Source organism: Gluconobacter sp. DsW_058 (assembly GCF_002153615.1).
In the GTDB taxonomy this organism is placed as follows: domain Bacteria; phylum Pseudomonadota; class Alphaproteobacteria; order Acetobacterales; family Acetobacteraceae; genus Gluconobacter; species Gluconobacter cerinus.
Genome location: NZ_JOPH01000001.1, coordinates 215,283 through 239,654 on the forward strand (window position 1 = coordinate 215,283; position 24,372 = coordinate 239,654).

Below are 24,372 nucleotides of genomic sequence, written 5' to 3' on the forward strand. Positions count from 1 at the left end.
TGCAATATCAACGTCCTTCCCGCCACCAGCCCACACCAAGGAATATCAGAGCCAGAACGAGCGCCAGCCATGCCGGAACAAGGTCCTGTGTACGTGTCTCTCCTGCTACCGCAGCCTGACTCACAGGTAGGCCGATCCACCCGGAGCCGGAGAGATCTTGACCAGCTGTGACCTGGCGCAGATGAGGAATACCGATTCCTGCCCAGTTCTGGCTTCCGCCCGATGCCTGGGCAGTTGCGCCCATGACTGTTGCGGTTGCGCGGAGGTCCTGCCGTTCAAGAATATCCTGTGCGGCAGGGCTGGCGAAGGCCACGAGGCCATCTTGCCGGATGGTCCAGATCCCGCTGCCTGTTACAGGCACGGTGCCATGCCAGAGGCCTTTCCCGCCCGTCATGGAGAGGGGCTGGGTGTGTCCGTCCGGAAAGGTGACCATGGCTTGCGGTGTTATTGTTGTCTGACCCAATGCGTGACGGTCCACCACGAGCTGACCATTTTCAATGCGGGCACTCAGTCGGTTTTCTTCGAGATCCGGCTCCTTCATGAGCCAGTGCGAAAGACGGCGCAGCAATTCAGCCTGTGGACCGCCTCCGCCCTCATTGCGGGACCAGAGCCAGAGCTGATCAGACAGCAGCATCGCCACGCGCCCTTGATCCACTCGGTCAAGCAGAAGGAGAGGCGAGCCATTGGGGCCGCTCATTAGATTCTGGCCGTGGGATTGATCCACCTTCGCTGAGCGGTACCAGGGGCCCCAGTCAGCGCTGTTTCCCAGTCCCGCAGTGACCGGATGAGCTTTGCCAAGGTCTGTCAGGGCCGGACGAAAAGCCTGCGTTACGAGACCATCGGTTGGGACATGTGCTGGAAAAATTTGAGCCAGTGTCGTGTCCTGCAACGAGCCATCCTGCACGAATTCCGGCCCCGCTGTGACAAGCAGGCCACCACCACGGCGAACATAATCCGCGATGTTTGTCAGATACTCTTCCGGCAGGATGTTGCTGTTGCGAAATCCATCCAGAATGATGAGATCAAAGCTGCGGATTTTTTCCTGAAACAGTTCCCTGATAGGGAAAGGTATCAGCGCCAGATCCGAAAGCGGTGTGCCATCATCTGTGCTCGGGGAGCGAAGAATGGTGAAGTGGACCAGATCGACCGACGGGTCCGCTTTCAGCAGGCGGCGCCAAACGCGCTCACTCTGGTTTGGGACGCCAGAAACCAGCAGAACGCGCAGCCGGTCCCGAACACCGCGAATGCGAATAACGTCGTTGTTGTTCAGCGTAGAGGCCTCGCCCGGGAGGGCTGAGACGGAGAGGCCAACCAATGTTTCACCAGGATGCTGGACAGGAACAGTAATATCCTGCGGCTGGCCTGTTTGGATCGTGCGAGTTGTTGCAGGAGCGTCTCCCGCACGGACAGTCAGGGTTGCTGTCGCCGGGGTGGGCGTTCCCAGATCGTCGACTTGAAGGCGAATGGTCGCGTTCTGGCCGACAATGGCATACGGCGGAGTGCTCAAAATTCGCAGACGACGGTCCGTTTCTTCTCCCTTCGCCGCCAGAACCAAGTGGAGCGGCAGTCTCTGTCCGTTCGAGCCCTGAAAGCGAGTTGGAAGCCGTGATGGGATGTCATGATCCATGCCATCCGTGACAACGATGGCTCCGGCAAAACGACCTTGCGGCAGATCCGCGTGATCCATCGCGTCAAACAGGCGCGTTCCGTGGCCTGAGCCTCCCGGCACATCAATGCGATGAAGTGTCAGGCCCGGCAGGTGCGTTGCATCCTGCGTGATCTGATTGGCTGTCTGATCTGCGAGAGACGCACGCTGCCCAACCTGCATGGACGGAGAATGATCCACGATCAGAAGGGCATCCTGTGGAACAGGCCGAAGAACAGGGTGCAGGGAGCGCGGTCCAGCCATCCAGCCCAGAAGCATCAGAACGGCGAGCGCACGCCAGACCATCCCGCGTGCACCACGCATCAGACCGTAAAGGGCGCCTAGAATAATGAGTGCGCCCACAGAAGCCAGAAGCCAAAGTGGAAGCATGGGGGCAAGGTCGAACGTCATGGTGCGTCCTCCTCGTCTTCGTCCGTGCCGACGGAGGGGCTTTGCGTGTCAGGATTGTCCTGCCCCAGACGATGGAGCATTTCCGGGTAATGGGCCTGATCGCTCTTGTAGTTTCCGGTCAGGGCGTAGAGCACCGTGTTGACACCAAAACGATAGGCTTGTGTGCGCTGATCATCCCCGCCGGGAAGAACGGCGTAAGGGTGGTTGCCGGACGCATCGACAGCCCATGCGTGGGCCCAGTCTCCGTTGCCGATGATGACGGGGCTGACATCATCGTTCGCTTCATCTCCGTTACGAGCCACATAAACGGGCTGCCCATTGACGCGCCCCGGGAAGCCGCTGTGGAGTAGATAGAACGTGTGCCCCAGAACGTGCTTGTCCGTGAGTTTGGCAAGAGGAGGAATGGTCAGTCCGTCCGTGACGCGCTTAAGAGCGGCTCTCACAGCGCCTCCTGATCCTGCATCCATATCCGTGCCGGCGCCCTGCTGATCAATGAGCAGAATCCCGCCGTGATCCATGAAGGCGTTGAGGGCTTTGGTGCGAGCGGCATCCGGTTGTGCGTCTGCTGTAATGGGCCAGTAGATGAGCGGATAGAAGGCCAGATCATCTTTCCCGGGAACAACACCGTCAGGGTGCCCAAGAAGGGCAGAGCTTCGGGCACTTGTATAGTCGGACAATCCCTGAAGTCCCTCCCGGGAGGCTGTATCCACATCGTCATTGCCTGTGACGACGTAAGCCAGCCGGGTCTCCAATGCGGCCTGCGGGACCGTGGTCGGGAGTGCAGAGGGGACTGGTTGCTGAGCCTGGGCCTGTTGGAACGAAAGTACCAGAAGTGCACCACAAAGAGGGCCAAGCAGGCCACGCCGTCGCAAAGACAATGCAAAATCCACAAGCAGGACCAGCAGCCCGGTGGCCAGAAGCCATGGGCCAAGCGGCCGGTCTGGTGACGCGCCTTCGGGCGTAAGCTGCGTTCCCATGAGCGCCTCTTCATGAAGCGGAGGTGCATGGTCTGACAGGTTCAGTGGGCGTGTCCCATGGGCCGGGCCATAGAGCCCTGCTGGGTGTGTGACGCTAACTTCTGTGGTGGCAAGAGCATTGGCTTTGACGGATCTGGCCGCTGCGGGAGGCATCGTGAGGCCGCCGGTACTGTCCAGCGTGCGCCAAGGGGCGAGATCAGTGGGGCTCGTGCCAGTCACGCCCGCGGAGCGCTCGATCAGACGCTCAAGCATCTGTGGGAATAGACCGGAAATGGGAAGATTGGACCAGTCAGGAGAGGCTGTGATGTGGAACAGGACAATTTCTCCATTGCCTTCCGACCGTGCCGTGACCAGCGGCGTCCCGTCTGCCAAGGCAGCCCAGACGTGATCCTGCAAACCCGTTTCCGGCTTCGCAAGAACCTGTCGTGAGACTGTCACGTCTGGCGGAATGGCGAGGTCAGCAAAAGGCGACGTGGCGGGGAAAGTTTCCAGAGCCTGAGGCTTGCCCCAGGACATCGGCCCTCCAAGCTGGCGCATACCGCTCATCAGGGGAACGGGCAGCAGAGCATCCGGGGCGTCGTCGGTCGCGTTATCCTGTTGCGAAGACTGAGCGGCTGCAAGGCCCGGGCCAGCAAAGCGGATAAGCATTCCACCATGGCGGACCCACTCCAGAACGCGGTTGCGGGTCTGGTCGCCAGAGAGCGAACCATCGGTAGCCACCAAGACGGAAAGTGACGAACCGAGCAGAGCGCTCGCGTCACCGGTTCGGCGTTCCGAGAGTGTATCGAGCGCATGGTTAAGGAAGAATGCTGAACCAATGAGCGGTGTGTTGTCGCCGGGCGTCTGAAGGAGACCAACAGGGCGACGATGCCCGGCGTCTCCTCTCAGCACTGTCGTCGCTGGGCCTGCCAGGCCTTCTACAGCGAAATGATCCAGCTGGTTACGAAGCAGCGCAGGTAGCGAAAGTATTTTGTCTTCGCCAACCTGAACCGGATATGCTGCCAAGGTCCCGCCATTCCCTGCAACGGCACGAACCGTAACTGTCCGGCTGGGGCAGGAAAACCCTTCGACCTTCGCATGAAGAGTGCCATTTGCTTCCTGATTGGCACTCAGGCGTAGAACATCGCAGGGGTTCCATCGCATATCCTGCACGGCTTCTGCTTTGCTAAGGGCGTTTTGCAGAGCTTCGTCATGAGGGGCGGCAACCCCGTCAGACAGCAGAGTAATATGTTGGTTCGACAGATCCATATGGCCAAGCTCGTCAGCCAGCCCTGCGCGATCAACCGGCCAAGGCTGAGGGCGCATGTGCTCAAGACGTTCCGAAAGAGCGTGGCTGTCTCTCGTAACGAAAGGCTCCGGCATTGCGCCATCGGGGGAGCGGGCTGCACGAACAAGTGTTACCGGGTTTCCGCTGCGGAGAGCCGATTGTCCAAGGGAAAGAGCCGCTGCAACGCGTTCATTCCAGTGCGGGATTGCGGCCCATCCGTCATCCATAACAATGAGGACGGGACCGTTAGTCTTCCCAGAACTGTGTGGAATGAGGACGGGACGGGAAAGGCCGAAAATAACCAGTGCAACTGCGGCAATCCGGAGAATCAGGAGCCAAAGAGGCGAACGGGCTGCATCCTCTCGCTGCGCCGTCAGGCGGCGGAGCAACAGCAGTGATGGAAAGGACTTTTCCTGCGGGGCAGGAGGTGTCGCGCGGACAAGCCACCACAGCGCTGGAAGTGCCAGTAGACCAAGCAGAAGAAGAGGCGAAAGAAAAATCATCGTCCGCCTCCCATGGCAAGGTGGAGTGCCAGCAGCGCAGGGAGTGGGTCCTGCGATGTTTCATGCACAATGCAGTCGGCATGCAGGTTTGCTGCACTTGCTTTCAACGCATCCAGATGCGCTGCGACTGCGTGTTCATAGGCTGAATTGAGACTTTCCACGGCGGGAAGGGTCAGAACACCGCCTTCCAGACCGGAAAAGCGGATTCGTCCTGTCTGGTTAAGGGAACGCTCGCCGGGATCCAGAATGCAGAGCAGATGGACGCGGACAGGCCGACTGGCACAATGCTTGAGAACGGCTTCGATCCGATCTTCTTCCCAAAGAAAGTCACTGATGAGAACCAGATCTGTCTGAGGTGACAGCGCATTCAGGGGAGGAAGTTCTGGTTCATCCGTCGAAGAGTGAAGGAGAGCTTCGCCAAACCGGCTGAGCACCTGAGCTCCACCAAAAACGCGGCCAGCTTCTGGCCCTGTCAGAAGGCCAGCCCGTTCACCGCCGCGGAGAGCCGCACCGGCCAGTGCCAGTGTACAGAGCTGAGCACGCTCCCGTTTGGTGGGGAACTGGTTGGAAGACCGCCAGTCCATGGATGCAGAAGGATCGCACCACACGAGCAGAGACTGGGCGTTTTCCCGCTCCCGTTCCCGCACCCAGAAGCTATTTTCGATGGGAGAGCGTGCGGACTGCCGCCAGTCAATGGCCGTTGCCGGTTCCCCAGAATGATAGAGGCGGAACTGCCAGAAGTCTTCTCCACTCCCGGAACGTCTGCGGCCATGTGTGCCAGCCTGAAGGCTGGCTGCAATCTTTTCGGCCTGAAGCAGCAGAGCCGGCAGAGCGAGCCGCTCGGCTGGTGCCGTGAGAGAGGCGGGAGAGTGCCTGTTCTGGGAGGAGAACAGGCCCCGGAGCGTTTCAATCGGACTTTTCACAGGTTTCAGAGAATCGTTTGAGCCTGTGCGCGGATCAGGGCTTCGACTGTTACGCCGGAGGCCCGCGCACCGAAGCCAAGACCGATACGGTGTGAGAGGACGGGTTCTGCGAGCGCGATGACATCGTCCAGGCTGGGGGCAAGACGGCCGTTCAGCAGGGCGCGGGCACGGGTCGCAATCATCAGGGCCTGCGCGGCGCGAGGACCTGGGCCGAAAGAAACGGCATCCCGCACTTCGGAAGAAGCAGACGGGTCTTCTGGGCGAAGGGCACGCGTCAGGCTCAGGATTGCGTCAACGATTTTATCGCCAACAGGAAGCCGACGAACGAGGGCCTGCGCTGCCAGAAGGGATTTGGCATTTAGAAGCGTCGGCGCCTGTGCCGTTATGGCGCCCGTGGTTTGCAGGAGCATCTGGCGCTCGGCGTCCCGGTTGGGGAAATCCAGCGGAATGCGAAGCATGAATCGATCGAGCTGTGCTTCTGGCAGCGGGTAGGTGCCCTCCTGCTCGATCGGGTTTTGTGTTGCGAGAACGTGGAAGGGGCTTGGAAGGACGTAATCCTTGCCACCCTGCGTTACGCGGTGTTCTGCCATGGCCTGCAACAGGGCGGACTGCGTGCGTGGGCTTGCGCGGTTGATTTCATCCGCCAGTACAAGCTGTCCGAAGATCGGGCCAGGAAGGAATCGGAACGCCCGCTGTCCGTTAACGTCCTGATCCAGGATTTCAGCACCCGTGATGTCTGATGGCATCAGATCAGGCGTAAACTGGATACGCGTGGCATCCAGTCCCAGCACGCGCGAGGCCGTGTTGACGAGAAGGGTTTTGCCGAGGCCCGGCGCGCCCATCAGAAGTGCGTGACCGCCAGACAGGATCGTGACGAGAACCTGCTCGATCACTCGGTCTTGTCCCAGCACGATACTGCCGATAGCTGTGTGGACATCGCGGAGAACAGGGGCCAGACGATCGGCCTCGGCCACATCTGCTTCGCCCCGGAGGGTTCCGGCGGAGGCGCCGGTAGAATAATGCTGCTCGCTCATATCACCAGTCTGACAGGTGTGGGGGTTTCATCAAGGCTCGATTGCACCCAACTTGGTGTGAGAAGAGAAGTTTTCATTTTAACCGGAGGGAAAATTGAGCGCTCATGATTGTCGGGATGTCTCCCCATCTGACGTTTTCCCCGCGACGGGATCTGCTGATGCGGCTCCAGCACCGGCTACCGGTGTCCGGAAAATTCCATTTCTGATTCGTCGGGATGGCACCTGGCTGTATCGGGGGTCTCCCGTGACGCGCAAGGCGATGCTTTGCATGTTTTCGTCCATGCTGACACGCGATAGCGAAGGCACGTACTGGCTGAAAACGCCCATGGAAAGCGGGGTTATTCAGGTCGAGGACGTTCCCTACATCGCCGTTGAAATGGACTTTCGGGGAAGTTGTGGGCGCCACCAGACGCTCTGTTTCCGCACCAATATGGACGAACTCGTTTGCGTGGGGCCGGAACACCCTATCGCGTGTGACTGGGACCGTCCGCTCGATGAGTGTGGCGCCATTCCTTACGTTCATTTGAGAAACGGGGAAGGTGATTTCCCGATCCAGGCGCGAATCAGCCGATCCGTCCATTTTGAGCTCGCGGCTCTTGCCGTGCAGGGTCATGTTGAGGGCAAGCCATGTCTGGGCGTCTGGAGTCAGGACTGTTTCTTCCCGTTATCCCGCCAACCATGACGGATACATCCGGACTTCTGGCCCGTCTGGACGACCGGAGTGGTCTGGATGTGTTGTGGAGGCTCCTGCCAGACGCACGTTTGGTTGGCGGGTCCGTCAGAGATCTGCTGCGGGGCGTCTCCGTGCACGATCTGGATATGGCAACGCCTGAGCCTCCCGAAATTGTACAGGACATTCTCAAAGCCAACGGAGTCCGGGTTATTCCGACTGGATTATCCCATGGCACTGTGACGGCTGTGATTCGGGGGGTGCCGTACGAAATTACAACCCTACGGCGTGACGAGCAGACAGATGGTCGGCATGCTGTTGTTGCCTGGACAGAGAGCTGGGAAGAGGACGCTGCACGTCGCGATTTTACCATCAACGCGATGTCTCTGGATCGGCATGATCGGCTGCATGACTATTTCCAGGGCAGCCAGGATCTTGAAGCCCATCACGTTCGATTTGTTGGAAATGCCGGGCGCCGCATTGAGGAAGATGCTCTGCGGGCGCTCAGATTTTTTCGCTTCGATGCGCGCTATGGCAGGGGAACACCGGATCATGAGGCCTGCACGGCGATTGCGGAACGGCTTGATCTGATTGATGGCTTGTCTGCCGAACGGATTGCTTCAGAGCTGCTGCGGATTCTGACGGGGCCAAGGTTGCAGGAAACGTTGCAGGCTATGCAGGACGTCGGCCTTTTGGCTCGGATTGTCCCTGCACCCAATCTGGTCTTCTTAGAGCGGCTTCTGATGTGTGAAGCGCCAGAAGATCCAGTGTTGCGGCTATCGGCTCTCGGTCATGCGCAAGGTGAATTGTTGGCAGAGCGTCTAAGGCTCTCCAATGCGGATCGTGACCGGCTGCGTTTGTTTGATTCTGGTCAGCCAGATCTGGCACCCGCAATGTCTGCCGACGATATCCGGCGGGCACGTGTAGAACAAAATCTTTGTGTTTTGCTGGACAGAAGCTGGCTGTTGCAGGCTGCTCTCATTGGTGCCCCGAGCATTGAATGGAACACTCTGCGAGATCGTCTGAAGCAGGAACCGCAACCTGTGTTCCCGCTTGGAGGCAAAGAGGCCAGAGACGCCGGGATTATGCCGGGCCCAGGTATGGGGCAGTGGTTGGCAAAGGGGCGTATGTGGTGGATGAACCACGGGTGCCTTCCGGGCCGAGACGCATGCATGGCGTATCTTCTGGATGAGATGGGCGACGCGTCAGAGTAGGCACATGGTGTCGTCGCGGTTTCGTGCTTTTGCAGAGGCCTGCTAAACCCCCTCGAATGAGCAGAAAGACAGCCCTTGATACAGACAGCCAGATTCTGATTCGACGGATCTGGCGTGATGAAATGCGTCATCACGTGCGCCAGATTGTGAGCGTGGTTGTGCTGACGGTTCTGATGGCAGGACTGACGGCGCTCTATCCAGTGGTGATCAAACGCGCTGTAGACATGTTTGCGGCTCAGGACCCGCGCATTCTCTACCAGGTGCCGGCACTCGTTGTGATTGTGACGACCCTCAAGGCTGCCTCCCAGTACGGGCAGACAATTGCCGTTCAGGGGCTGGTACTGACTGTTATCCGTGGGCTTCAGTCGCGGATGTTCGCACATGCCCTGCAAACAGACATTTCGCGCATTGAGCGCGAAGCGCCTGCTCAGTGGGCCGCACGTTTCACGACAGACGCTGTTTCGATCCGTGAAGCCATGGTCCGGGTCGTGAATGCGCTGGGCGACGCTGTTACTGTGGTCGGGCTTGTAGCAGCCATGATCTGGGCTGACTGGGAACTCAGCCTGATTGCTCTGGTGCTTTATCCCGTCGCAGCAGTGCCGATTCAGAAGCTTGGCAAGAAGGTTCGTCGGGCTTCGGGAGGAATGCAGGAGCAGATTGGCGAGACTTCTGCGCTTCTTAATGAGAGCTTTGCCCTGGCGCGTCAGGTGCGCATTTACCGGATGGAAAGCCGAGAAAGCGAGCGCGTCGATCATTCTCTGGATCTGTTGCACACTGCTTTTCTGCGGATTGCGAAGGGACGTGCACGCGTCGATCCCGTTCTGGAAGTTCTGGGAGGTACAGCGGTTGCCGTTGTACTGGGCTTCGCTGGGTGGCGTGCCGCCATGGGAGGTGCCACGCTTGGTGATTTTACAGCTTTTATTACAGCGCTGCTGACCGCGGCGCGCCCAATTCGGGCTCTGGGCTCTCTCAATACGGCGATGCAGGAAGGATTGGCCGGGCTGTCTCGTGTCTTTGCAGTGATTGATGAGCCTCCTGCCGTTGTCGAACGGACGGACGCGCTGGCGGTCCCAACTGGGACAGGGCATCTGGTTTTTGAAGATGCGTCTTACGAATACGAAGATGGGCGTGTCGGATTGGCCGGTCTGACCTTGGATGTTCAACCGGGGCAAACAGTCGCGCTGGTGGGCCCTAGTGGTGCGGGAAAATCGACTGCACTCTCCCTTATCCCACGTCTGCATGACGTGACGGCAGGGCGTATTCTGCTGGAGGGCGTAGATATCCGGGATGTGCGTGTATCGTCCCTGCGTGATGCGATTGCGTATGTCAGTCAGGACACGACGCTTTTCGATATGTCTCTCATGGAGAATATCTGGATCGGCCGCCCGGATGCGAGCAGGGAAGAAGTCGAGAACGCCTGTCGGATGGCGGCTGTCGATTTTCTCGGTAATCTTCCACACGGACTGGAAACGCGTGTTGGGCCGGGGGGACGGCGCCTTTCAGGGGGACAGCGACAGCGTGTTGCTCTCGCGCGGGCTCTTCTGCGTAACCCGCGCGTACTGTTGCTGGACGAAGCAACAAGTGCGCTGGATTCCGAGAGTGAATCTCGTGTTCAGGAAGCTCTCGGTACGCTTCGCACCGGTCGCACCACTGTTATTGTGGCGCACCGACTTTCAACCGTGCAGGCTGCCGACGTTATCGTTGTGATGGATGGAGGCAAGGCCGTTGAATCTGGGTCTCATGCTGAGCTGCTCAAAAAGAACGGTCTCTACGCCCGATTGGTCCGAAGCCAGTCTCTTGAAGCGGCCTGATAGAGATTTTTGAGTTCAGGAAGGAGCTTTTCATAAAGCTCTCGTTTGAACCCCAGATTGCGCTGAAGAAGATCCTCAGGGGCAATCCATTCCCATATATCGAACTCGGGCGGGAGATGAAGATCCAGACGGATATCCCCGTCCTCCCCATCAAATCCGAGAACGAACCATTTCTGTGTCTGGCCTCTGAATTTTCCGCCTAGCGCGCGACCAATCAGGGCAGCAGGAAGATCATAGGACAGCCAGTCCGGCCGTTCTGCGAGCAGTGTCGCCTTCGTGCACCCAGTTTCTTCTTCAAGTTCACGGAAGGCCGCAGTTCGCGGGTCTTCTCCGTCATCGATACCGCCCTGGGGGCATTGCCAGATGTCTCCAGGAAGATCGGCGCGACGGGCGACGAAGAGCTCTCCATGACGATTGAACAACGCCACGCCAACATTTGGGCGGTAGGGCAGGTCTGAAAAATCGGTCATAGGGGTGCCGCCTGGATGTTTGTTGACTGGATGGATGCCTGATGATCCGTCGTGCCGTTGTCGGCAAGTGCGGAGGGCGGGACCAGAATGAAACGCTCTGCCGCCGGGCTTTTCAACCATGCTTCAAGGCGGTCGATTGCGACAGGTGTTAGCGGCCCCATCATCAACAGAACATGGGTGGGATTGGTCCCGTCCGGGACTATGGCTGCAAACTCTGCGTCAAGCGTTTTGGCATCTGTGTCACCATTGATCCACGTGGACGCTGTCATACCCCGGATACGACGGTCTTCCTGCGAAGACCTGCTGATATACAGAAAGCCACGGCTGGAAATCGTATCTGCCAGAGATTGAAATGCAGACGTAGTTGCGTAGCCATCTGCCGGCTGGCTGTCTCCGGCCTCGGAGGCATCGGTTAGACCTGTGGCCCCTTTAGCCTGCGAGAGGCACCAGTCCAGTTCCTGTCGGTCTTCCGCTTCCGAATTTCCATAGCCTAACGCATGAGGGCCTTCGTCAACCTGCTCCGGATGAGCGCTTTGCATGGGGAGTGTGACGTAAGTTTCGCGATGGGCAGCGTGTGCTCGGGACAGGACGTCCGTCAGGTTGCCAAGATAGGGCGAGACACCGACAGCAACGGGCTCGGGGATGCGGGAAAGGACGTCATATGTCATGGCGTCTGAATACCCGAAACCTTCGAGCACGATGGCCACAACGCTTTTGCCTGAAGCTGTAATTGTTGCCAGATCAGTATGGGTTGTCTGCGCAATTGGGGGCGGCATTTCCGGCGTTTTTATCGCTGACGCAGGTTGCGCTGGTGAGACCGATGAATTTGCGTTGAGAGCAGCTTTGGAACTCTGATTTACTGGCGTCGCCGGGGGGGATGTCTTTTCACCGGAAGCAGTCTTTTCTGGCGGGTGTGACGGTATCGCCAGAGCAGTTTCGGTTTTTTGTGGTGGCACGTCTGCAGGTGTCTGATGCCGAAGCATCAGGGCTGCTGACGTACCACCAACCAGGACGACACCCCAGAACACGATCAGAAGACGCCCGATAACGGGAAGGCGGCTCCAGAGCCCAGAGCGGGATGAAGCGGGACGGTTCTGCACGGTCTGGGCTGTCCTGTATCGTTCTACGGGTTAGTGCGTCGGCGCCGGTTCAGGGGCGGCCTTTTTGTCTGCTGGAGGCGCTTTGACTTCCGTAGCCTGCTCCACAGCCGGTGCAGGATTGGAAATTCCAGCCATGGCGTTGACGACCTTGATAGCCTGCTGCAGCTGGAAGTCCGTTGCCGGTTTGGTCAGATCAAATTTCGGCCAGTCTGCCGGCGGAGCTTTCGGAATAGACTTTGAGATCGGGGGCAGGTCAGTCCGAGGCGTTTCTGCTGTTCGGTTTCCGCCGACATTGGTCAGAATGTGGGACAGGTCTGCTTCCCGATAACCATAGGCGTCATCGTCCTTGGTTTCCGCAACGGGGATGTCAGGCGTGATGCCCAGTCCCTGGATAGAACGGCCAGATGGCGTGTAGTAACGCGCCGTTGTCAGGCGAACGGCACCCTGATCCCCAATAGGAATCAGCGTTTGGACAGACCCCTTGCCGAACGTCTTTTCACCTAGAATGACAGCCCGACGATGGTCTTTCAGCGCTCCGGCCACGATTTCACTGGCAGACGCAGAGCCACCATTGGTCAGAACGACAATCGGAAGGCCATTTGTGATGTCCGTGCCGCGCGCATCCCAGCGCTGGTTGTTTTCAGCATGCCGCCCGCGGATGGAGACGATTTCTCCCTCCTTGATGAAGTCATCAGAGACGGCAATAGCCTGATCGAGCTTGCCGCCCGGATTAGACCGCAGATCGAGGATGATACCTGTCAGCTTGTGGGCTGGAGTCTTGGCAGCTTCAGCCTTCAGCTTGTCAAAAGCGGCATGCATTGCGCCTTCGAGATCATCGTCGAACTCTGTCAGGCGAATATAGGCAGTGCTGCCGTACAGAGCGGACCTTACGATCTGGACGTGAACGATTTCGCGCTTCATGTCGAACGTGAGTGTCTTGCCCGTTTTCGGACGAACCACGGTCAGGCTGATGGATGTTCCCGGATCGCCGCGCATCTTGCGAACAGCTTGATCGAGCGTCAGGCCATCAATGCTTTTGTGATCCACCATCGTGATGAAATCACCAGTCTGGATACCAGCCCGTGCGGCAGGCGTGCCATCAATTGGTGAGACAACGCGCACATGGCCGGATTCAGCCTGAACCTGTAGGCCCAGACCGCCGAACTTGCCGGAAATCTCGGTCTGCATGTCCTTGAACTGGGCGGCAGTCATGTAAGACGAGTGGGGATCGAGTTCGCCAACCATGCCATCCAGGGCATTGTTGATGAGGTCTTTGTCCGTCACGGGATGGACGTATTCGGCTTTCACGACATCCATGACCGTGCCGAGCAAAGTCAGGAGGCGAACGGTTTCAGCGCTGTTGTCGTGAGAGACGTCGCGAGCGATGGCGGCGGTGGGGAAACTGCCAGCGGACCCGACGAGACGCAGTGCGCCCGGTCCGACAGCCAGTCCGGCCAGAAAGGCGGTGCCCAGCAACAGGCCAGTACGGAACTTCATGTGATCTCCATCCTCGGGAACGGGCGTGCTTCCGGCGTCTCTTGCAGTGTGTGAACTAGCGCGAAACGGGTTGCCGAAATGTTAAGACGTGATCTTACAGTGTCCTGCCCTGTCAGAAAACAGGGTCACAGAAACGGAGCAGGGCTGACGATCTGGGCGCCGTGACGCAGCTGGACAAAGAGCAACCCCTCAGCAGACGGCATTTGCCCGAGTGCGGCAGCTTTCCTGACACTTTGCCCGCTGGAAACACCCAGTGATCCCAAGCCAGAGAGAACAAAGCGGTAATTCTGTCCGCAATCCAGAATCAACATCTGTCCAAAAGAGCGGAACGGACCGGAAAAGACGATTCGGCCACTGCACGGAGCTTGAACGGAGGCTGAAGGTGCGGCGGCATAGGTGATGCCTGTTGACGGGCCAGCTTCCGTATCCTGTCCCCAGCGAACCGCAATACGCCCGGTGACAGGTGCGCGGCCGCTCCCGGAAGAAACACCGTTTCCGGCGGAAAGAGCTTTGACCTGGGCACGGGCTTTGCGGGCCTGTTCCATCTGATGGCTCTTTGCGAGCGCACGGGCTTCGGCTTCCAATGTTGCCTTGGCCTGAGCTTCCTGTCGGGCGATTGCGTCAATTTCCGCGGAAAGGTCCGCAGACGCCTTCATCGCTTCGGCAACTGCGGATTTCGCACGGCGTGCGGCCTGGTCCGACACGTTTTCCTGCTTGGCCGCAATCCGGGTTCTGGCGGCCGCGATATCACGTTGATGCGTCTGTGACTGAAGGAGGCCATCGAGCTCTTTCTGGCGGGCCTCTAGAGTGGCTCCGATCTCCTGAAGCTCATCTTCCTTCGTTTGCAAGTTTGCAGCCCGCTGCTGGGTCAGGCGGGAGAAACCTCCTAAAATGGAAAGTGCGGTAATGCTCTCAGTTGCAGTCGTCGGGGAGGCTAGCAGAGCAGCATCGGGCGCTATCGAGAGTCTCGCTGCAACGGGCAGGAGCGGTTGCAGCGCTTGGTTTTCGTGGGCGATATCCTGCCGTACGTTTGCTTGCCGACTGGTGAGATCTGCGATTTCGGTATTCAAAGCCGCAATACGGGAACGTGTGGTCTGTACAACGGTCTGGGCCGTGTGGGTCTGAGCGGCCAGTGCATCTTTTCGCGCGCTGTCCTGCAGGGCCTTTTGCTGTGCGGCAACCGCGGCAGCCTGTCTGGCGCGGAGTGTGGCGGCTTCCTGGGCCTGCTGTGTCTCAAGCGCTTTCCGGGCAGCCTGAGCTCGGGCCAGTGCTTGTTGTCCCGCGCTCAGGGCATGCGCCGGGTGAGCGTGGGCAGTGGTATGATGCCCATGAGGCGTGGGCGCAGTCGCGGCCACCAGCAATGGCGAGAACGCCAAAACCAGTGGCAGAACGACGGCCGGGTCAGGCGTTTTCAAGCAGGGAGACGCCTGTCATCGCTGGGGGCTGAGCAAGGCCCAGAAGTGCCAGAAGCGTCGGGGCCAGGTCTGCCAGGCGTCCGTCGTGAATCGTTTTGCCATCAGCATGGGCCAGAATGACTGGAACGACGTTGAGTGTGTGGGCTGTATGAACGCCGCCCGTTTCAGGGTCGCGCATGGTTTCGCAGTTTCCGTGATCGGCGGTGACAATCAGTGTGCCACCCGCGCGGACAAGTGCGTCATTGATGCGGCCCAACCCCTGATCAACGGTTTCGCAGGCCTTGATGGCAGCGGGCAGGGAGCCTGTGTGGCCAACCATATCCGGATTTGCGAAATTCAGAATGATCATGTCGAAACGGCCGGAATCAATGGCTTCTACGGCACGATCTGTCAGCTCGGGAGCGGACATTTCTGGTTGCAGGTCGTAGGTGGCAACCTTGGGAGACGGCACGAGAATGCGTTCTTCGCCCGGAAGCTGAACTTCACGACCACCATTCAGGAAGTATGTGACGTGAGGGAATTTTTCAGTTTCGGCCATACGAAGCTGAGTCTTGTTAGCCTTGGCCACGACCTCACCCAGAAGATCTTCCAAAGGAATTTTTGGGAACAGGACTGTCATATAAGGCGACAAGTGATCCGAGTAGCGCGTCATGCCGGTAATGGCGGCAAACTTGATGCGGCGTCCGCTGTCGTATCCATCAAAGTCCGGAGCCACGAGAACGTCCAGCAACTGACGGATACGATCGGCACGGAAATTACAGGAGAGAATGCCGTCGCCGTCTTTCATGCCTCCATACTGTCCGAGTACGGTTGGAAGGACGAACTCGTCTCCCTTGTCCTCCGCGTAACTGGCTTTGAGTACAGAGAGGGCGCTATCTGCATGAGGGCCTTGGCCATCACGGATCGCATCCACGGCCAGCTTGACGCGCTCCCAACGGCGGTCGCGGTCCATGGCGTAGTAGCGGCCACTGATCGTGGCGACCTGTACGGTCTCTGGCAGATCTCGAAGGAGGGCTGAAATGAATTCCTCGCCAGAGCGCGGGGGAGTGTCACGGCCGTCGCTGAAAATGTGTAGAGCGACAGGCACTCCTGCTGTGCTGACGATTTTTGCGAGAGCCAGAATATGGTCTTGGTGTGCATGAACGCCGCCAGGCGAGACGAGACCCATCAGGTGGCAGGTTCCACCTGAAACCTTCAGTGCATGAATATATTCTTTGAGGGCTGTATTTTCGGCGAGTGAGCCGTCACGGGCACTGCGGGAAATGCGAGGCAGTTCCTGCATCACGACGCGGCCTGCACCAATATTCAGATGGCCGACTTCGGAGTTTCCCATCTGGCCTTCAGGAAGTCCGACATCTTCTCCGCATGTTTTAAGAAAAGCATGCGGGTTATTCGCCCAAAGTCCGTCAAATGTTGGAGTGTTTGCCAGTCTTACCGCGTTATCGGAGTTTTCTTCACGCCAGCCGAACCCATCCAGAATGACAAGCATAACGGGGCGGCGTGGAGAAGAAGCGGTATGGGACATGATTGGACTTCCTGTCTCGCATTAAGGAGGAAAAGACTGTCGGGCATTATGCCACCTCTCTTCCAAAATGCGAACGCCCGCCAGATGGCGGGCGTTGCAGGTGACATGACAGTCGCGTGAGCGTCAGATCTTGTCGATGCCGCCTTTGACGGCGTCCTTGACGTCACCCTTGGCGGTCTGGGCCTGTCCCTTCAGATTTTGGACAACACCTTCACCTTCAAGCTTTTCATCGTCGGTGACGCGACCAACTTCTTCCTTGATCTTGCCGACGACCTTGTTGGTGGCGCCTTTGATCTTGTCTTCAATGGAGCTCACGACATTACCTCCTGAAACAGGGTTGCCGAACATAAACGGCTGGTGAGGCAGGAAGTTTCATGTCTTGCGCTCAGATATGCGTGACAAAGCGGCGTGCGGCTTCCATATATCCAAGACTGAAAACCTCAGATTTTCTGGAGATTGACCATGACCCAAAGCTGCGGTCCCGTTTCGGGAACCAATGGCGGGGGGTGTGGCGTCGGCCTTACGCCGGAACAGCGCCGTATCCTGCTCGAGCATGGCACCGAATATCCCGGTTCCAGCCCGCTGAATGATGAAAAGCGGGCTGGAATTTATGCCTGCGCAGGATGCGGGCGTGAACTTTTTTCATCCGCCACAAAATACGAAAGCGGAAGTGGCTGGCCGTCTTTTTTCGCGCCTTTGGAAAACGGTGTTGGGACGACGCAGGACGTCAGCCACGGAATGGTTCGGACGGAAGTGCACTGTGCGGGTTGTCATGGGCATCTGGGGCATGTTTTTCCTGATGGGCCACCGCCCACAGGGTTACGGTATTGCATGAACGGTCTGGCACTCGATTTTCGCCCGGCCGAAGGAGAAAAAGCATGAGTCAGGCGCTGCCGCCTATCGTTCTCGACCACCCGCTGGTGCGCCACAAGCTGACCCGTCTGCGTGATAAGAATACATCTACAGCAGGCTTTCGTCGGCTGACCCGTGAGCTCAGTCTGCTTCTGGCCTATGAAGCGACGCGCGGGCTTTCTCTGGCGTCTCGCCATATCGAAGCCCCGAGCGGGCCAATGGAAGGTGAGGAACTGGACGGCAAGAAGCTCTGCTTCGTCTCCATTCTGCGCGCAGGAAACGGCCTTCTCGACGGAATGCTGGATCTGGTTCCGTCTGCGCGTGTGGGACATATCGGTCTGCGCCGCGACCATGAAACGCTGGAAGTCAGCGAATATTATTTCAATATGCCAAGCGACGTTCCGGGGCGGACATGTATTGTTCTGGACCCGATGCTCGCCACGGGACATTCCGCTGCGGCGGCTGTTGCGCGCGTCAAGGAAGCGGGTGCTATTTCACCTGTTTTCGCCTGCCTGCTCGCAGCACCGGAAGGCATTGATTACATGACGAAGCTGCACCCTGATGTGCAGATCGTAACGTGTTGTGTTGATCAGAAGCTTGATGAACACGGATACATCGTCCCGGGTCTGGGCGATGCTGGCGATCGTCTTTTCGGGACGCGCTAAACGGGTTCAAATGTTCAGCACACGCGCTTGTGTGCTGAACATCCCGCCGTTTTGTGGCCGGTTATGCATCACCCCCGTTCAGGAGATGAAGTACCATGACCGCTTACGCTATTTTCATTCGTGACAAATTGACCGACCCAGCCGAGTTTGAAGCCTATTCAAATGGTGTCGGCGAGACCTTCAAGGGGCATCCTGCCAAAATTCTTGCTGCCTACGGGAAGCAGGAAAAGCTTGAAGGTATCGAGCCGGATGGTGTCGTTATTGTCGAATTTCCGGATATTGCTGCTGCTCGTGCCTGGTATGACAGCCCAGCCTATCAAACGGTCGCGAAGCATCGCTGGAAGGCCGCTTCTTACAACGTGGTGATTGTAGAAGGCATCTGAATTTCGGAAATTAGGTTGCAGTTGCATTGTGTTCGATGCTGGGGGACCCGTTCGAACACAATGCGTGCAGTTTCAGTCCCGTCGAACGATGTAATGACGGGCAAGATCGGTTTCGATCTGCGTGGCGTGCTGAGTGTCACGGGCTTCGATCATCACAACCAGCTCGGCTGTCTGAACCGACGGCGAGGCAAAAAGGCGATGATGGGACACCTCAATGATGTTTCCGCCGTAGTTGCCAATGCGCGCAGAAATATCAGCCAGCATTCCGGGGCGGTCGGGAATTTGGAAGATCAGACGAAGAATTCTTCCGTCCCGGAGGAGGGAGCGAAGGATCGTATTGGCCAGAATACGGGCATTGATGTTGCCACCCGACAAGGGAAGGGCAACCTTGCGGCCCTTGAACATCTCAGGGTTGGCCAGAACAGCAGCCAGACCAGTCGCGCCAGCGCCTTCGCAGACCTGCTTGGCTTTTTCCGCCAGCGTCGTGATGGCGCTTTCGACCTGAAGCTCGTTAACTACGAGAATTTTGGAAATCCGGTGACGAAATGCCCTGAGGCAATGATCGCCCAACTGCGTCACGGCAATGCCTTCAGCAATTGTCGAGCCACCGAGAGTGGCGCCACCTTCCGTCGGAAATGCAGCTAGAGAGGCATAAGCCTCGACCTGCACGCCAATGATTTCCACGTCGGGACGAAGTGCAGCCATGACGGTTGCAAAACCACCGATCAGGCCGCCACCGCCCACAGGGACGACAACCGTATCAATGTCGGGTGCATCTTCGAGAAGTTCGAGCGCAGCAGTCCCCTGGCCTGCAATGACGGCAGGGTCATTGAACGGATGGACGAGGACCCGGCCTTCTTTATTCTGAATTTCTTCCGCCGTTACGCATGCAGAAGCAAAATCGTCGCCTGCGAGGACAACATTTGCTCCCCATGCCTGCGTCGCTGCAACTTTGGTTGCTGGCGTGAAGCGGGGCATGACGATCGTGGCATCAATGCCAAGGAGGCTGGCCTGACGCGCTACACCCTGTGCGTGATTGCCTGCCGAGACTGTAATAACGCCGCGGGCGCGTTCCTCGGGCGTCAGGAGCGCCATTTTGTTGGCTGCTCCTCGCTCCTTGAACGAGCCAATAGCCTGAAGATTTTCAAGCTTGAGCGTAATTTCGGCACCTGTCAGGCGGGAAAGGGCCGGGCAGGCAATCGTCGGCGTGCGAACAACCGTGGACGCAATACGCTTCTGAGCGTTTTCAATGTCCAGAAGGGTCACGACAGGGGCGACGGACGTCAGGACGTCAGACATTAGCGGTATGTGACTTTCAGGATCTCGTAGCTGCGGTCACCGCCGGGAGCGGGAACGGAGATGGTGTCGCCCACATCTTTGCCAATCAGCGCCTTCGCCAAAGGAGACGAGATTGAAATCAGGCCCTGCTTGATGTCGGCTTCATGAACGCCAACGATCTGATAGGCGTTTTCCTTGTCCGTCTCTTCGTCAACGACTTCGATATGCGCGCCGAAACGTACTTTCGTGCCTGTCAGGGTCGAAGGATCAATAACTTCTGCCGAGGAAACAATGCTTTCCAGCTCAAGTACGCGACCTTCGATGAAAGACTGACGATCTCGGGCGGCGTGATATTCGGCGTTTTCGGAAAGGTCGCCATGTTCGCGGGCTTCTGCGATGGCACGAATGACTGCAGGGCGGTCAACGCTCTTGAGGGTACGCAGTTCGTCTTCAAGACGCTGCAGTCCCTTTGCGGTCATGGGGATCTTCTGCACTCTGAAATCCTCGGAAAAGCGTGACTGAAATTGAATGAACAGCCTGACAACATAGGATTTTAGGGGGGTTTATGCAAGGTGGCGCGTTTTTGTTTATCGAAAAGTAATAAATTCTCTGGCGAAACGAAATGAAACATATTATTGAAAAACGATAAATTCATTGTCAGGGTGGGTAGGAATGATTGCAGGTGCGCGTAAGGGCAGGACAGAAAGAAAAATCGAATATGCATTGACCCTGCTCAAGCTGTTCCGTCTGCTCCTTTGGCTTCCCATTGGCTTTTTCGGGCTGATTACGTTCGGTATCATTTTTATTGTAATTTTTGATCATTTCCCTTTGGAAAACTCTCTTGGGTACACGAAAGAAGATATATGCTGGAGTTTTATATTTATTTCCGAAGTGGTAATAGTCTACTCCTGTTTTGAAGTAATATTAAGAATTTTGTCCGAAATTTTAGTGAGCTTGATGCAGGGAAAAATTTTTACAAAAGAAAATGTGAAAAGAGCATATAAAATTTTATTTCTCGGGTTTGTTTATAATTTTCTTATTCCGTTAACGAATTACATCCATGACGTTTGGAATTTGCCAGGGTTTAGTTTTGCGAATTGGTTTGGATACTTTTTTGAGTTCCTGTCAGACGTGCCTGAAGCGATCATCCTGTTTGCTGTTGTGTGGCTTTTCGATTTAGGAACCCAGCTTCAGTCCGAAATGGATGAGGTCATTTAATGCCGGTTCAGGTCAGTCTGGATGCACTGCTGAAAGAGCGCGGTATGTCTCTTACGGAGCTGTCAGAGAAGGTTGGCCTAACCCTCGCCAATCTTTCAATTCTCAAGACTGGTAAGGCAAAGGCAATCCGGTTTTCCACGCTTGAGGCGCTCTGCCATGTGCTGGAGTGTCAGCCGGGCGATCTTCTGCGCTATTCCAACGATTGAATACAAAGAAGCCCGCCAGATTGCTCTGACGGGCTTCTTTGCTGGAAGGGCTTAGAACTCGCCCTTGAAGTAGGACTGAAGCGGAGCGACGCTGAGGTCGCCTTCCTTAAGAACCGCGATGGCGTAGGTTGCCGCACGGGCACCGGCAATCGTGGTGTAGTGCGGGATGCCCATGGTCAGAGCGCCGCGACGGATATCGTAGCTGTCACGTGCGGCCTGGCCACCCTGCGATGTGTTGATGACCATTTGAACGTCACCCGAGCGGATGGCATCCACGCAGTTCGGACGGCCCTGCATGACCTTGTTCACGCGCTTGACCGGAATGTTAGCCGCTTCCAGGCGTGAAGCTGTTCCGCTGGTTGCAAGAACGGTGAACCCCATTTCAACCAGTTTGCGGGCTAGCAGCTGAACATGTCCCTTGTCGCTGTCACGGACGGACAGGAAGACCGTTCCAGCCAGTGGCAGCTTTACGCCGGCAGCGAGCTGAGATTTCGCAAAGGCACGCTCGAAGCTGGAATCCAGCCCCATGACTTCACCCGTAGAGCGCATTTCCGGACCGAGGATCGTGTCTGCGTTCGCAAAGCGATGGAACGGGAAGACGGCTTCCTTGACCGCAACGTGTGGGGAGACCGCCCCGCCATCCAGACGGAACTCGGACAGGCGTGCGCCAGCCATAACGCGAGCGCCGATTTTGGCAACCGGAACGCCTGTTGCCTTGGCAACAAACGGCACCGTGCGAGACGCGCGCGGGTTCACTTCAAGGACGAAAACTTCCTGGTCCTTGATGGCGTACTGCACGTTCATCAGGCCGCGGATGCCAAGCTCACGAGCCATGGCTTCCGTCTGGGAGCGTAGTTCCGTCACCAGTGCCGGGGAGAGCGTGTAAGGCGGTAGGGAGCAGGCAGAGTCACCGGAATGGATACCAGCTTCCTCAATGTGCTCCATGACGCCGGCGACATAGACGTTTTCGCCGTCCGAAATGCAGTCCACATCGGCTTCGATGGCATCGTTCAGGTAATGATCGAGCAGGACTGGCCCGGTGGAAACTTCGGGGCCAGCAGCGCGCAGAACCGTATTCAGGTAATTCTTCAAGCCCGCGTTATCATAGACAATTTCCATCGCACGGCCGCCCAGAACGTAGGACGGACGAGCAACGACCGGGTATCCGACCTCTTCGGCCACTTTCTCGGCTTCTGCCGGATTGCGGGCAATGCCGTTACGTGGCTGGCGAAGTCCCAGCTTGCGCAGCATGGTCTGGAAGCGTTCACGGTCTTCCGCGCGATCAATAGCGTCAGCCGGGGTGCCGAGCAGCGGAATGCCTGCCTCTTCAAGTGCACGGGACAGCTTGAGAGGCGTCTGGCCACCGTACTGAACGATGCAGCCCAGAACCTTGCCACCCTTCGCTTCCGTGCGGATCAGGGCAATGACGTCTTCCGCAGTCAGAGGTTCGAAGTACAGACGATCGGACGTGTCGTAATCGGTGGAAACGGTTTCCGGATTGCAGTTGACCATGACCGTTTCGAAACCGGCTTCACGCAGGGCGTAAGCGGCATGAACGCAGCAGTAATCGAACTCGATGCCCTGACCAATCCGGTTCGGTCCGCCACCCAGAATGATGATCTTGTCGCGGTTGGTTGGTCGGCTTTCGCATTCCGGCGTGCCATATCCGCCTTCATAGGTGGAATAGAGATACGGAGTGTCAGAAGCGAACTCTGCGGCGCAGGTATCGATGCGGCGATAGACGGGCACGACTTCAAGAGCTTCGCGCTGTGCTGCGACGTCCGCAATGCTTTGGTCTGACAGGCGGGCAAGCTGGGCGTCAGAGAAGCCCTGAGCTTTCAGACGGCGCATGCCGTAGGCGTCTTTTGGCAGGCCGTTCTTTTCCACGTCCCGCTCAGAAGACACGATGTCTTCAAGCTGGCGTAGGAACCAGGGCTCGAACTTGCAGGCCTGCTGGATCTCTTCGACCGTCAGGCCCGCGCGCAAGGCTTGCGTGGCCATCAGAATGCGTTCCGGGCGTGGCTCTGCAAGAGCAGCCAGATAGGCGTCTTTCGAACCATCGCCGGGTGCTTCAACCGGGTCCAGACCCATCAGGCCCGTCTCCATGGAGCGGAAGCCTTTCTGGATGGCTTCGGCAAAGGAACGGCCTACGGACATGGCTTCGCCGACCGACTTCATGGACGTCGAAAGCAGGGCCGGGGAGCCTGGGAACTTCTCGAACGTGAAGCGGGGGATCTTGGCGACAACGTAGTCGATCGTTGGCTCGAAGGAAGCCGGGGTCGTCTTGGTGATGTCGTTCTTGAGTTCGTCCAGCGTGTAACCAACGGCCAGCTTGGCGGCGATCTTGGCGATCGGGAAGCCGGTGGCCTTGGAGGCAAGCGCGGAGGAACGGGAAACGCGCGGGTTCATCTCGATGACGACCAGACGACCATCGGCAGGGTTGACGCCGAACTGCACGTTGGAGCCACCAGTCTCGACGCCGATCTTGCGTAGGCACGCGATCGAGGCGTCCCGCATGCGCTGATATTCTTTATCGGTCAGCGTCAGGGCCGGGGCGACGGTGATGGAGTCACCGGTGTGCACGCCCATCGGGTCGATGTTTTCAATGGAGCAGATGATGATGCAGTTATCCGCGGTGTCGCGGACGACTTCCATCTCGTACTCTTTCCAGCCGAGGACGGACTCTTCGATGAGCACTTCCGTTGTGGGAGAGGCATCAAGGCCGCCTGCAACGATCTGGTCGAACTCTTCGCGGTTATAGGCGATGCCGCCACCCGCGCCGCCCATCGTGAAAGACGGACGAATGATGGCCGGAAGGCCGACGTCACCCAGAGCTGCGCGGGCTTCTTCCAGCGTATGGGCGATGGTGCTGCGCGGGCTTTCGATCCCGATCTCGTCCATGGCTTCGCGGAACTTCTGGCGATCTTCAGCACGGTCAATGACCTCTGCGTCTGCGCCGATCAGTTCCACGTTGTGCGTCTTGAGGAAGCCGGACTTGTCGAGCGCCATGGCGGCGTTCAGGGCTGTCTGGCCACCCATGGTCGGCAGAACGGCGTCGGGCTTTTCCTTGAGGATGATGCGCTCGACGAATTCTGGCGTGATCGGCTCGATATAGGTCGCGTCCGCCAGGCCCGGATCAGTCATGATCGTGGCCGGGTTGGAGTTGATGAGGATGACGCGATAGCCTTCCTCACGCAGGGCTTTACAGGCCTGTGCGCCGGAGTAATCGAACTCGCAGGCCTGTCCGATAACGATCGGGCCTGCGCCGATGATCAGGATGGACTTGATGTCTGTCCGTTTTGGCATGG

Annotated in this window: 21 protein-coding genes; 8 read left to right on the plus strand and 13 right to left on the minus strand. The window is 57.8% G+C overall.

Annotation, left to right across the window (positions count from 1 at the left end):
* Window positions 1-7: 7 nt before the first annotated feature.
* The 4 genes from HK24_RS01105 to HK24_RS01120 are packed head-to-tail and all read right to left on the minus strand — an operon-like array spanning window position 8 to window position 6,760.
* On the minus strand, window positions 8-2,056 hold the full coding sequence (locus HK24_RS01105) for a hypothetical protein (RefSeq protein ID WP_086632960.1): 2,049 nt from the start codon (window positions 2,054-2,056) through the stop codon (window positions 8-10).
* Complete coding sequence (locus tag HK24_RS01110) at window positions 2,053-4,803, minus strand: DUF4159 domain-containing protein (RefSeq protein WP_086632961.1); 2,751 nt, start codon at window positions 4,801-4,803, stop codon at window positions 2,053-2,055. Before HK24_RS01110 ends, HK24_RS01105 begins: the two co-directional genes overlap by 4 nt.
* Complete coding sequence (locus tag HK24_RS01115; protein ID WP_086632962.1) at window positions 4,800-5,726, minus strand: DUF58 domain-containing protein; 927 nt, start codon at window positions 5,724-5,726, stop codon at window positions 4,800-4,802. Before HK24_RS01115 ends, HK24_RS01110 begins: the two co-directional genes overlap by 4 nt.
* A 5-nt stretch (window positions 5,727-5,731) precedes the next feature.
* Window positions 5,732-6,760 (minus strand): MoxR family ATPase, encoded by a 1,029-nt coding sequence (locus HK24_RS01120; RefSeq protein WP_086632963.1) that lies wholly within the window; start codon window positions 6,758-6,760, stop codon window positions 5,732-5,734.
* Window positions 6,761-6,854: 94 nt separating this feature from the next.
* Here HK24_RS01120 and HK24_RS01125 point away from each other — a divergent pair, with 94 nt between their 5' ends.
* The 3 genes from HK24_RS01125 to HK24_RS01135 are packed head-to-tail and all read left to right on the plus strand — an operon-like array spanning window position 6,855 to window position 10,455.
* Window positions 6,855-7,442 carry a DUF1285 domain-containing protein gene (locus tag HK24_RS01125; RefSeq protein ID WP_086632964.1) on the plus strand — a complete coding sequence of 196 codons (588 nt, stop codon included), beginning with the start codon at window positions 6,855-6,857 and terminating at the stop codon, window positions 7,440-7,442.
* Complete coding sequence (locus tag HK24_RS01130) at window positions 7,439-8,644, plus strand: CCA tRNA nucleotidyltransferase (RefSeq protein WP_086632965.1); 1,206 nt, start codon at window positions 7,439-7,441, stop codon at window positions 8,642-8,644. The genes HK24_RS01125 and HK24_RS01130 overlap by 4 nt, the downstream gene beginning before the upstream one ends.
* A 56-nt stretch (window positions 8,645-8,700) precedes the next feature.
* Complete coding sequence (locus HK24_RS01135; protein ID WP_086632966.1) at window positions 8,701-10,455, plus strand: ABC transporter ATP-binding protein; 1,755 nt, start codon at window positions 8,701-8,703, stop codon at window positions 10,453-10,455.
* Here HK24_RS01135 and HK24_RS01140 read toward each other — a convergent pair.
* The 6 genes from HK24_RS01140 to HK24_RS01165 form a co-directional block, all read right to left on the minus strand.
* The gene (locus tag HK24_RS01140; protein ID WP_086632967.1) at window positions 10,413-10,925 is read right to left on the minus strand and encodes an RNA pyrophosphohydrolase; all 513 of its coding nucleotides are present in this window, start codon (window positions 10,923-10,925) and stop codon (window positions 10,413-10,415) included. The genes HK24_RS01135 and HK24_RS01140 overlap by 43 nt on opposite strands.
* Window positions 10,922-12,025 carry a divergent polysaccharide deacetylase family protein gene (locus HK24_RS01145; protein ID WP_086632968.1) on the minus strand — a complete coding sequence of 368 codons (1,104 nt, stop codon included), beginning with the start codon at window positions 12,023-12,025 and terminating at the stop codon, window positions 10,922-10,924. The genes HK24_RS01140 and HK24_RS01145 overlap by 4 nt, the downstream gene beginning before the upstream one ends.
* 30 nt (window positions 12,026-12,055) lie before the next feature.
* Entirely contained in the window at window positions 12,056-13,522 is a 1,467-nt protein-coding gene (locus tag HK24_RS01150; protein ID WP_086632969.1) for a S41 family peptidase, read from the minus strand.
* 125 nt (window positions 13,523-13,647) lie between these two features.
* Window positions 13,648-14,937: a murein hydrolase activator EnvC gene (locus HK24_RS01155; RefSeq protein ID WP_086632970.1), complete on the minus strand. Its 1,290-nt coding sequence runs from the start codon at window positions 14,935-14,937 to the stop codon at window positions 13,648-13,650.
* Window positions 14,924-16,462 (minus strand): 2,3-bisphosphoglycerate-independent phosphoglycerate mutase, encoded by a 1,539-nt coding sequence (gene gpmI, locus HK24_RS01160; protein ID WP_086632971.1) that lies wholly within the window; start codon window positions 16,460-16,462, stop codon window positions 14,924-14,926. The genes HK24_RS01155 and gpmI overlap by 14 nt, the downstream gene beginning before the upstream one ends.
* 123 nt (window positions 16,463-16,585) lie before the next feature.
* Window positions 16,586-16,777, minus strand: coding sequence for a CsbD family protein (locus HK24_RS01165; protein WP_046901216.1), 192 nt, complete (start codon window positions 16,775-16,777; stop codon window positions 16,586-16,588).
* A 147-nt stretch (window positions 16,778-16,924) separates the two neighbouring features.
* Between HK24_RS01165 and msrB the strand changes: the two genes are divergently transcribed.
* The 3 genes from msrB to HK24_RS01180 all read left to right on the plus strand — a co-directional run bounded on the left by msrB (window position 16,925) and on the right by HK24_RS01180 (window position 18,362).
* The gene (gene msrB / locus HK24_RS01170; protein WP_086632972.1) at window positions 16,925-17,344 is read left to right on the plus strand and encodes a peptide-methionine (R)-S-oxide reductase MsrB; all 420 of its coding nucleotides are present in this window, start codon (window positions 16,925-16,927) and stop codon (window positions 17,342-17,344) included.
* Window positions 17,341-17,979, plus strand: a complete 639-nt coding sequence (gene upp / locus HK24_RS01175) for a uracil phosphoribosyltransferase (RefSeq protein WP_064275018.1) — start codon at window positions 17,341-17,343, stop codon at window positions 17,977-17,979. The genes msrB and upp overlap by 4 nt, the downstream gene beginning before the upstream one ends.
* A 95-nt stretch (window positions 17,980-18,074) precedes the next feature.
* Window positions 18,075-18,362 carry a DUF1330 domain-containing protein gene (locus HK24_RS01180; RefSeq protein ID WP_086632973.1) on the plus strand — a complete coding sequence of 96 codons (288 nt, stop codon included), beginning with the start codon at window positions 18,075-18,077 and terminating at the stop codon, window positions 18,360-18,362.
* 72 nt (window positions 18,363-18,434) lie between these two features.
* On the opposite strand, the gene HK24_RS01185 is transcribed toward HK24_RS01180, so the two are convergent.
* The gene (locus HK24_RS01185; protein WP_086632974.1) at window positions 18,435-19,661 is read right to left on the minus strand and encodes a threonine ammonia-lyase; all 1,227 of its coding nucleotides are present in this window, start codon (window positions 19,659-19,661) and stop codon (window positions 18,435-18,437) included.
* Complete coding sequence (greA, locus tag HK24_RS01190) at window positions 19,661-20,134, minus strand: transcription elongation factor GreA (RefSeq protein ID WP_086632975.1); 474 nt, start codon at window positions 20,132-20,134, stop codon at window positions 19,661-19,663. The genes HK24_RS01185 and greA overlap by 1 nt, the downstream gene beginning before the upstream one ends.
* Window positions 20,135-20,312: 178 nt before the next feature.
* Between greA and HK24_RS01195 the strand changes: the two genes are divergently transcribed.
* Complete coding sequence (locus HK24_RS01195; RefSeq protein ID WP_086632976.1) at window positions 20,313-20,858, plus strand: hypothetical protein; 546 nt, start codon at window positions 20,313-20,315, stop codon at window positions 20,856-20,858.
* Window positions 20,858-21,064: a helix-turn-helix transcriptional regulator gene (locus HK24_RS01200; protein WP_046901223.1), complete on the plus strand. Its 207-nt coding sequence runs from the start codon at window positions 20,858-20,860 to the stop codon at window positions 21,062-21,064. The genes HK24_RS01195 and HK24_RS01200 overlap by 1 nt, the downstream gene beginning before the upstream one ends.
* 51 nt (window positions 21,065-21,115) lie before the next feature.
* Here the strand turns inward: HK24_RS01200 and carB are convergent, their stop codons facing one another.
* Window positions 21,116-24,370, minus strand: a complete 3,255-nt coding sequence (carB, locus tag HK24_RS01205; protein ID WP_086632977.1) for a carbamoyl-phosphate synthase large subunit — start codon at window positions 24,368-24,370, stop codon at window positions 21,116-21,118.
* Between the last annotated feature and the right edge of the window lie 2 nt (window positions 24,371-24,372).

Excerpts from the sequence above, each read along its gene's own strand:
- HK24_RS01105 (WP_086632960.1), bottom strand. The coding sequence starts at position 2,056 with ATGACGTTCGACCTTGCCCCCATGCTTCCACTTTGGCTTCTGGCTTCT.
- HK24_RS01110 (WP_086632961.1), bottom strand. The coding sequence starts at position 4,803 with ATGATTTTTCTTTCGCCTCTTCTTCTGCTTGGTCTACTGGCACTTCCA.
- HK24_RS01120 (WP_086632963.1), bottom strand. The coding sequence starts at position 6,760 with ATGAGCGAGCAGCATTATTCTACCGGCGCCTCCGCCGGAACCCTCCGG.
- HK24_RS01130 (WP_086632965.1), top strand. The coding sequence starts at position 7,439 with ATGACGGATACATCCGGACTTCTGGCCCGTCTGGACGACCGGAGTGGT.
- HK24_RS01135 (WP_086632966.1), top strand. The coding sequence starts at position 8,701 with ATGAGCAGAAAGACAGCCCTTGATACAGACAGCCAGATTCTGATTCGA.
- HK24_RS01140 (WP_086632967.1), bottom strand. The coding sequence starts at position 10,925 with ATGACCGATTTTTCAGACCTGCCCTACCGCCCAAATGTTGGCGTGGCG.
- HK24_RS01150 (WP_086632969.1), bottom strand. The coding sequence starts at position 13,522 with ATGAAGTTCCGTACTGGCCTGTTGCTGGGCACCGCCTTTCTGGCCGGA.
- gpmI (WP_086632971.1), bottom strand. The coding sequence starts at position 16,462 with ATGTCCCATACCGCTTCTTCTCCACGCCGCCCCGTTATGCTTGTCATT.
- msrB (WP_086632972.1), top strand. The coding sequence starts at position 16,925 with ATGACCCAAAGCTGCGGTCCCGTTTCGGGAACCAATGGCGGGGGGTGT.
- upp (WP_064275018.1), top strand. The coding sequence starts at position 17,341 with ATGAGTCAGGCGCTGCCGCCTATCGTTCTCGACCACCCGCTGGTGCGC.
- HK24_RS01180 (WP_086632973.1), top strand. The coding sequence starts at position 18,075 with ATGACCGCTTACGCTATTTTCATTCGTGACAAATTGACCGACCCAGCC.
- HK24_RS01185 (WP_086632974.1), bottom strand. The coding sequence starts at position 19,661 with ATGTCTGACGTCCTGACGTCCGTCGCCCCTGTCGTGACCCTTCTGGAC.
- HK24_RS01195 (WP_086632976.1), top strand. The coding sequence starts at position 20,313 with ATGATTGCAGGTGCGCGTAAGGGCAGGACAGAAAGAAAAATCGAATAT.
- HK24_RS01200 (WP_046901223.1), top strand. The coding sequence starts at position 20,858 with ATGCCGGTTCAGGTCAGTCTGGATGCACTGCTGAAAGAGCGCGGTATG.
- carB (WP_086632977.1), bottom strand. The coding sequence starts at position 24,370 with ATGCCAAAACGGACAGACATCAAGTCCATCCTGATCATCGGCGCAGGC.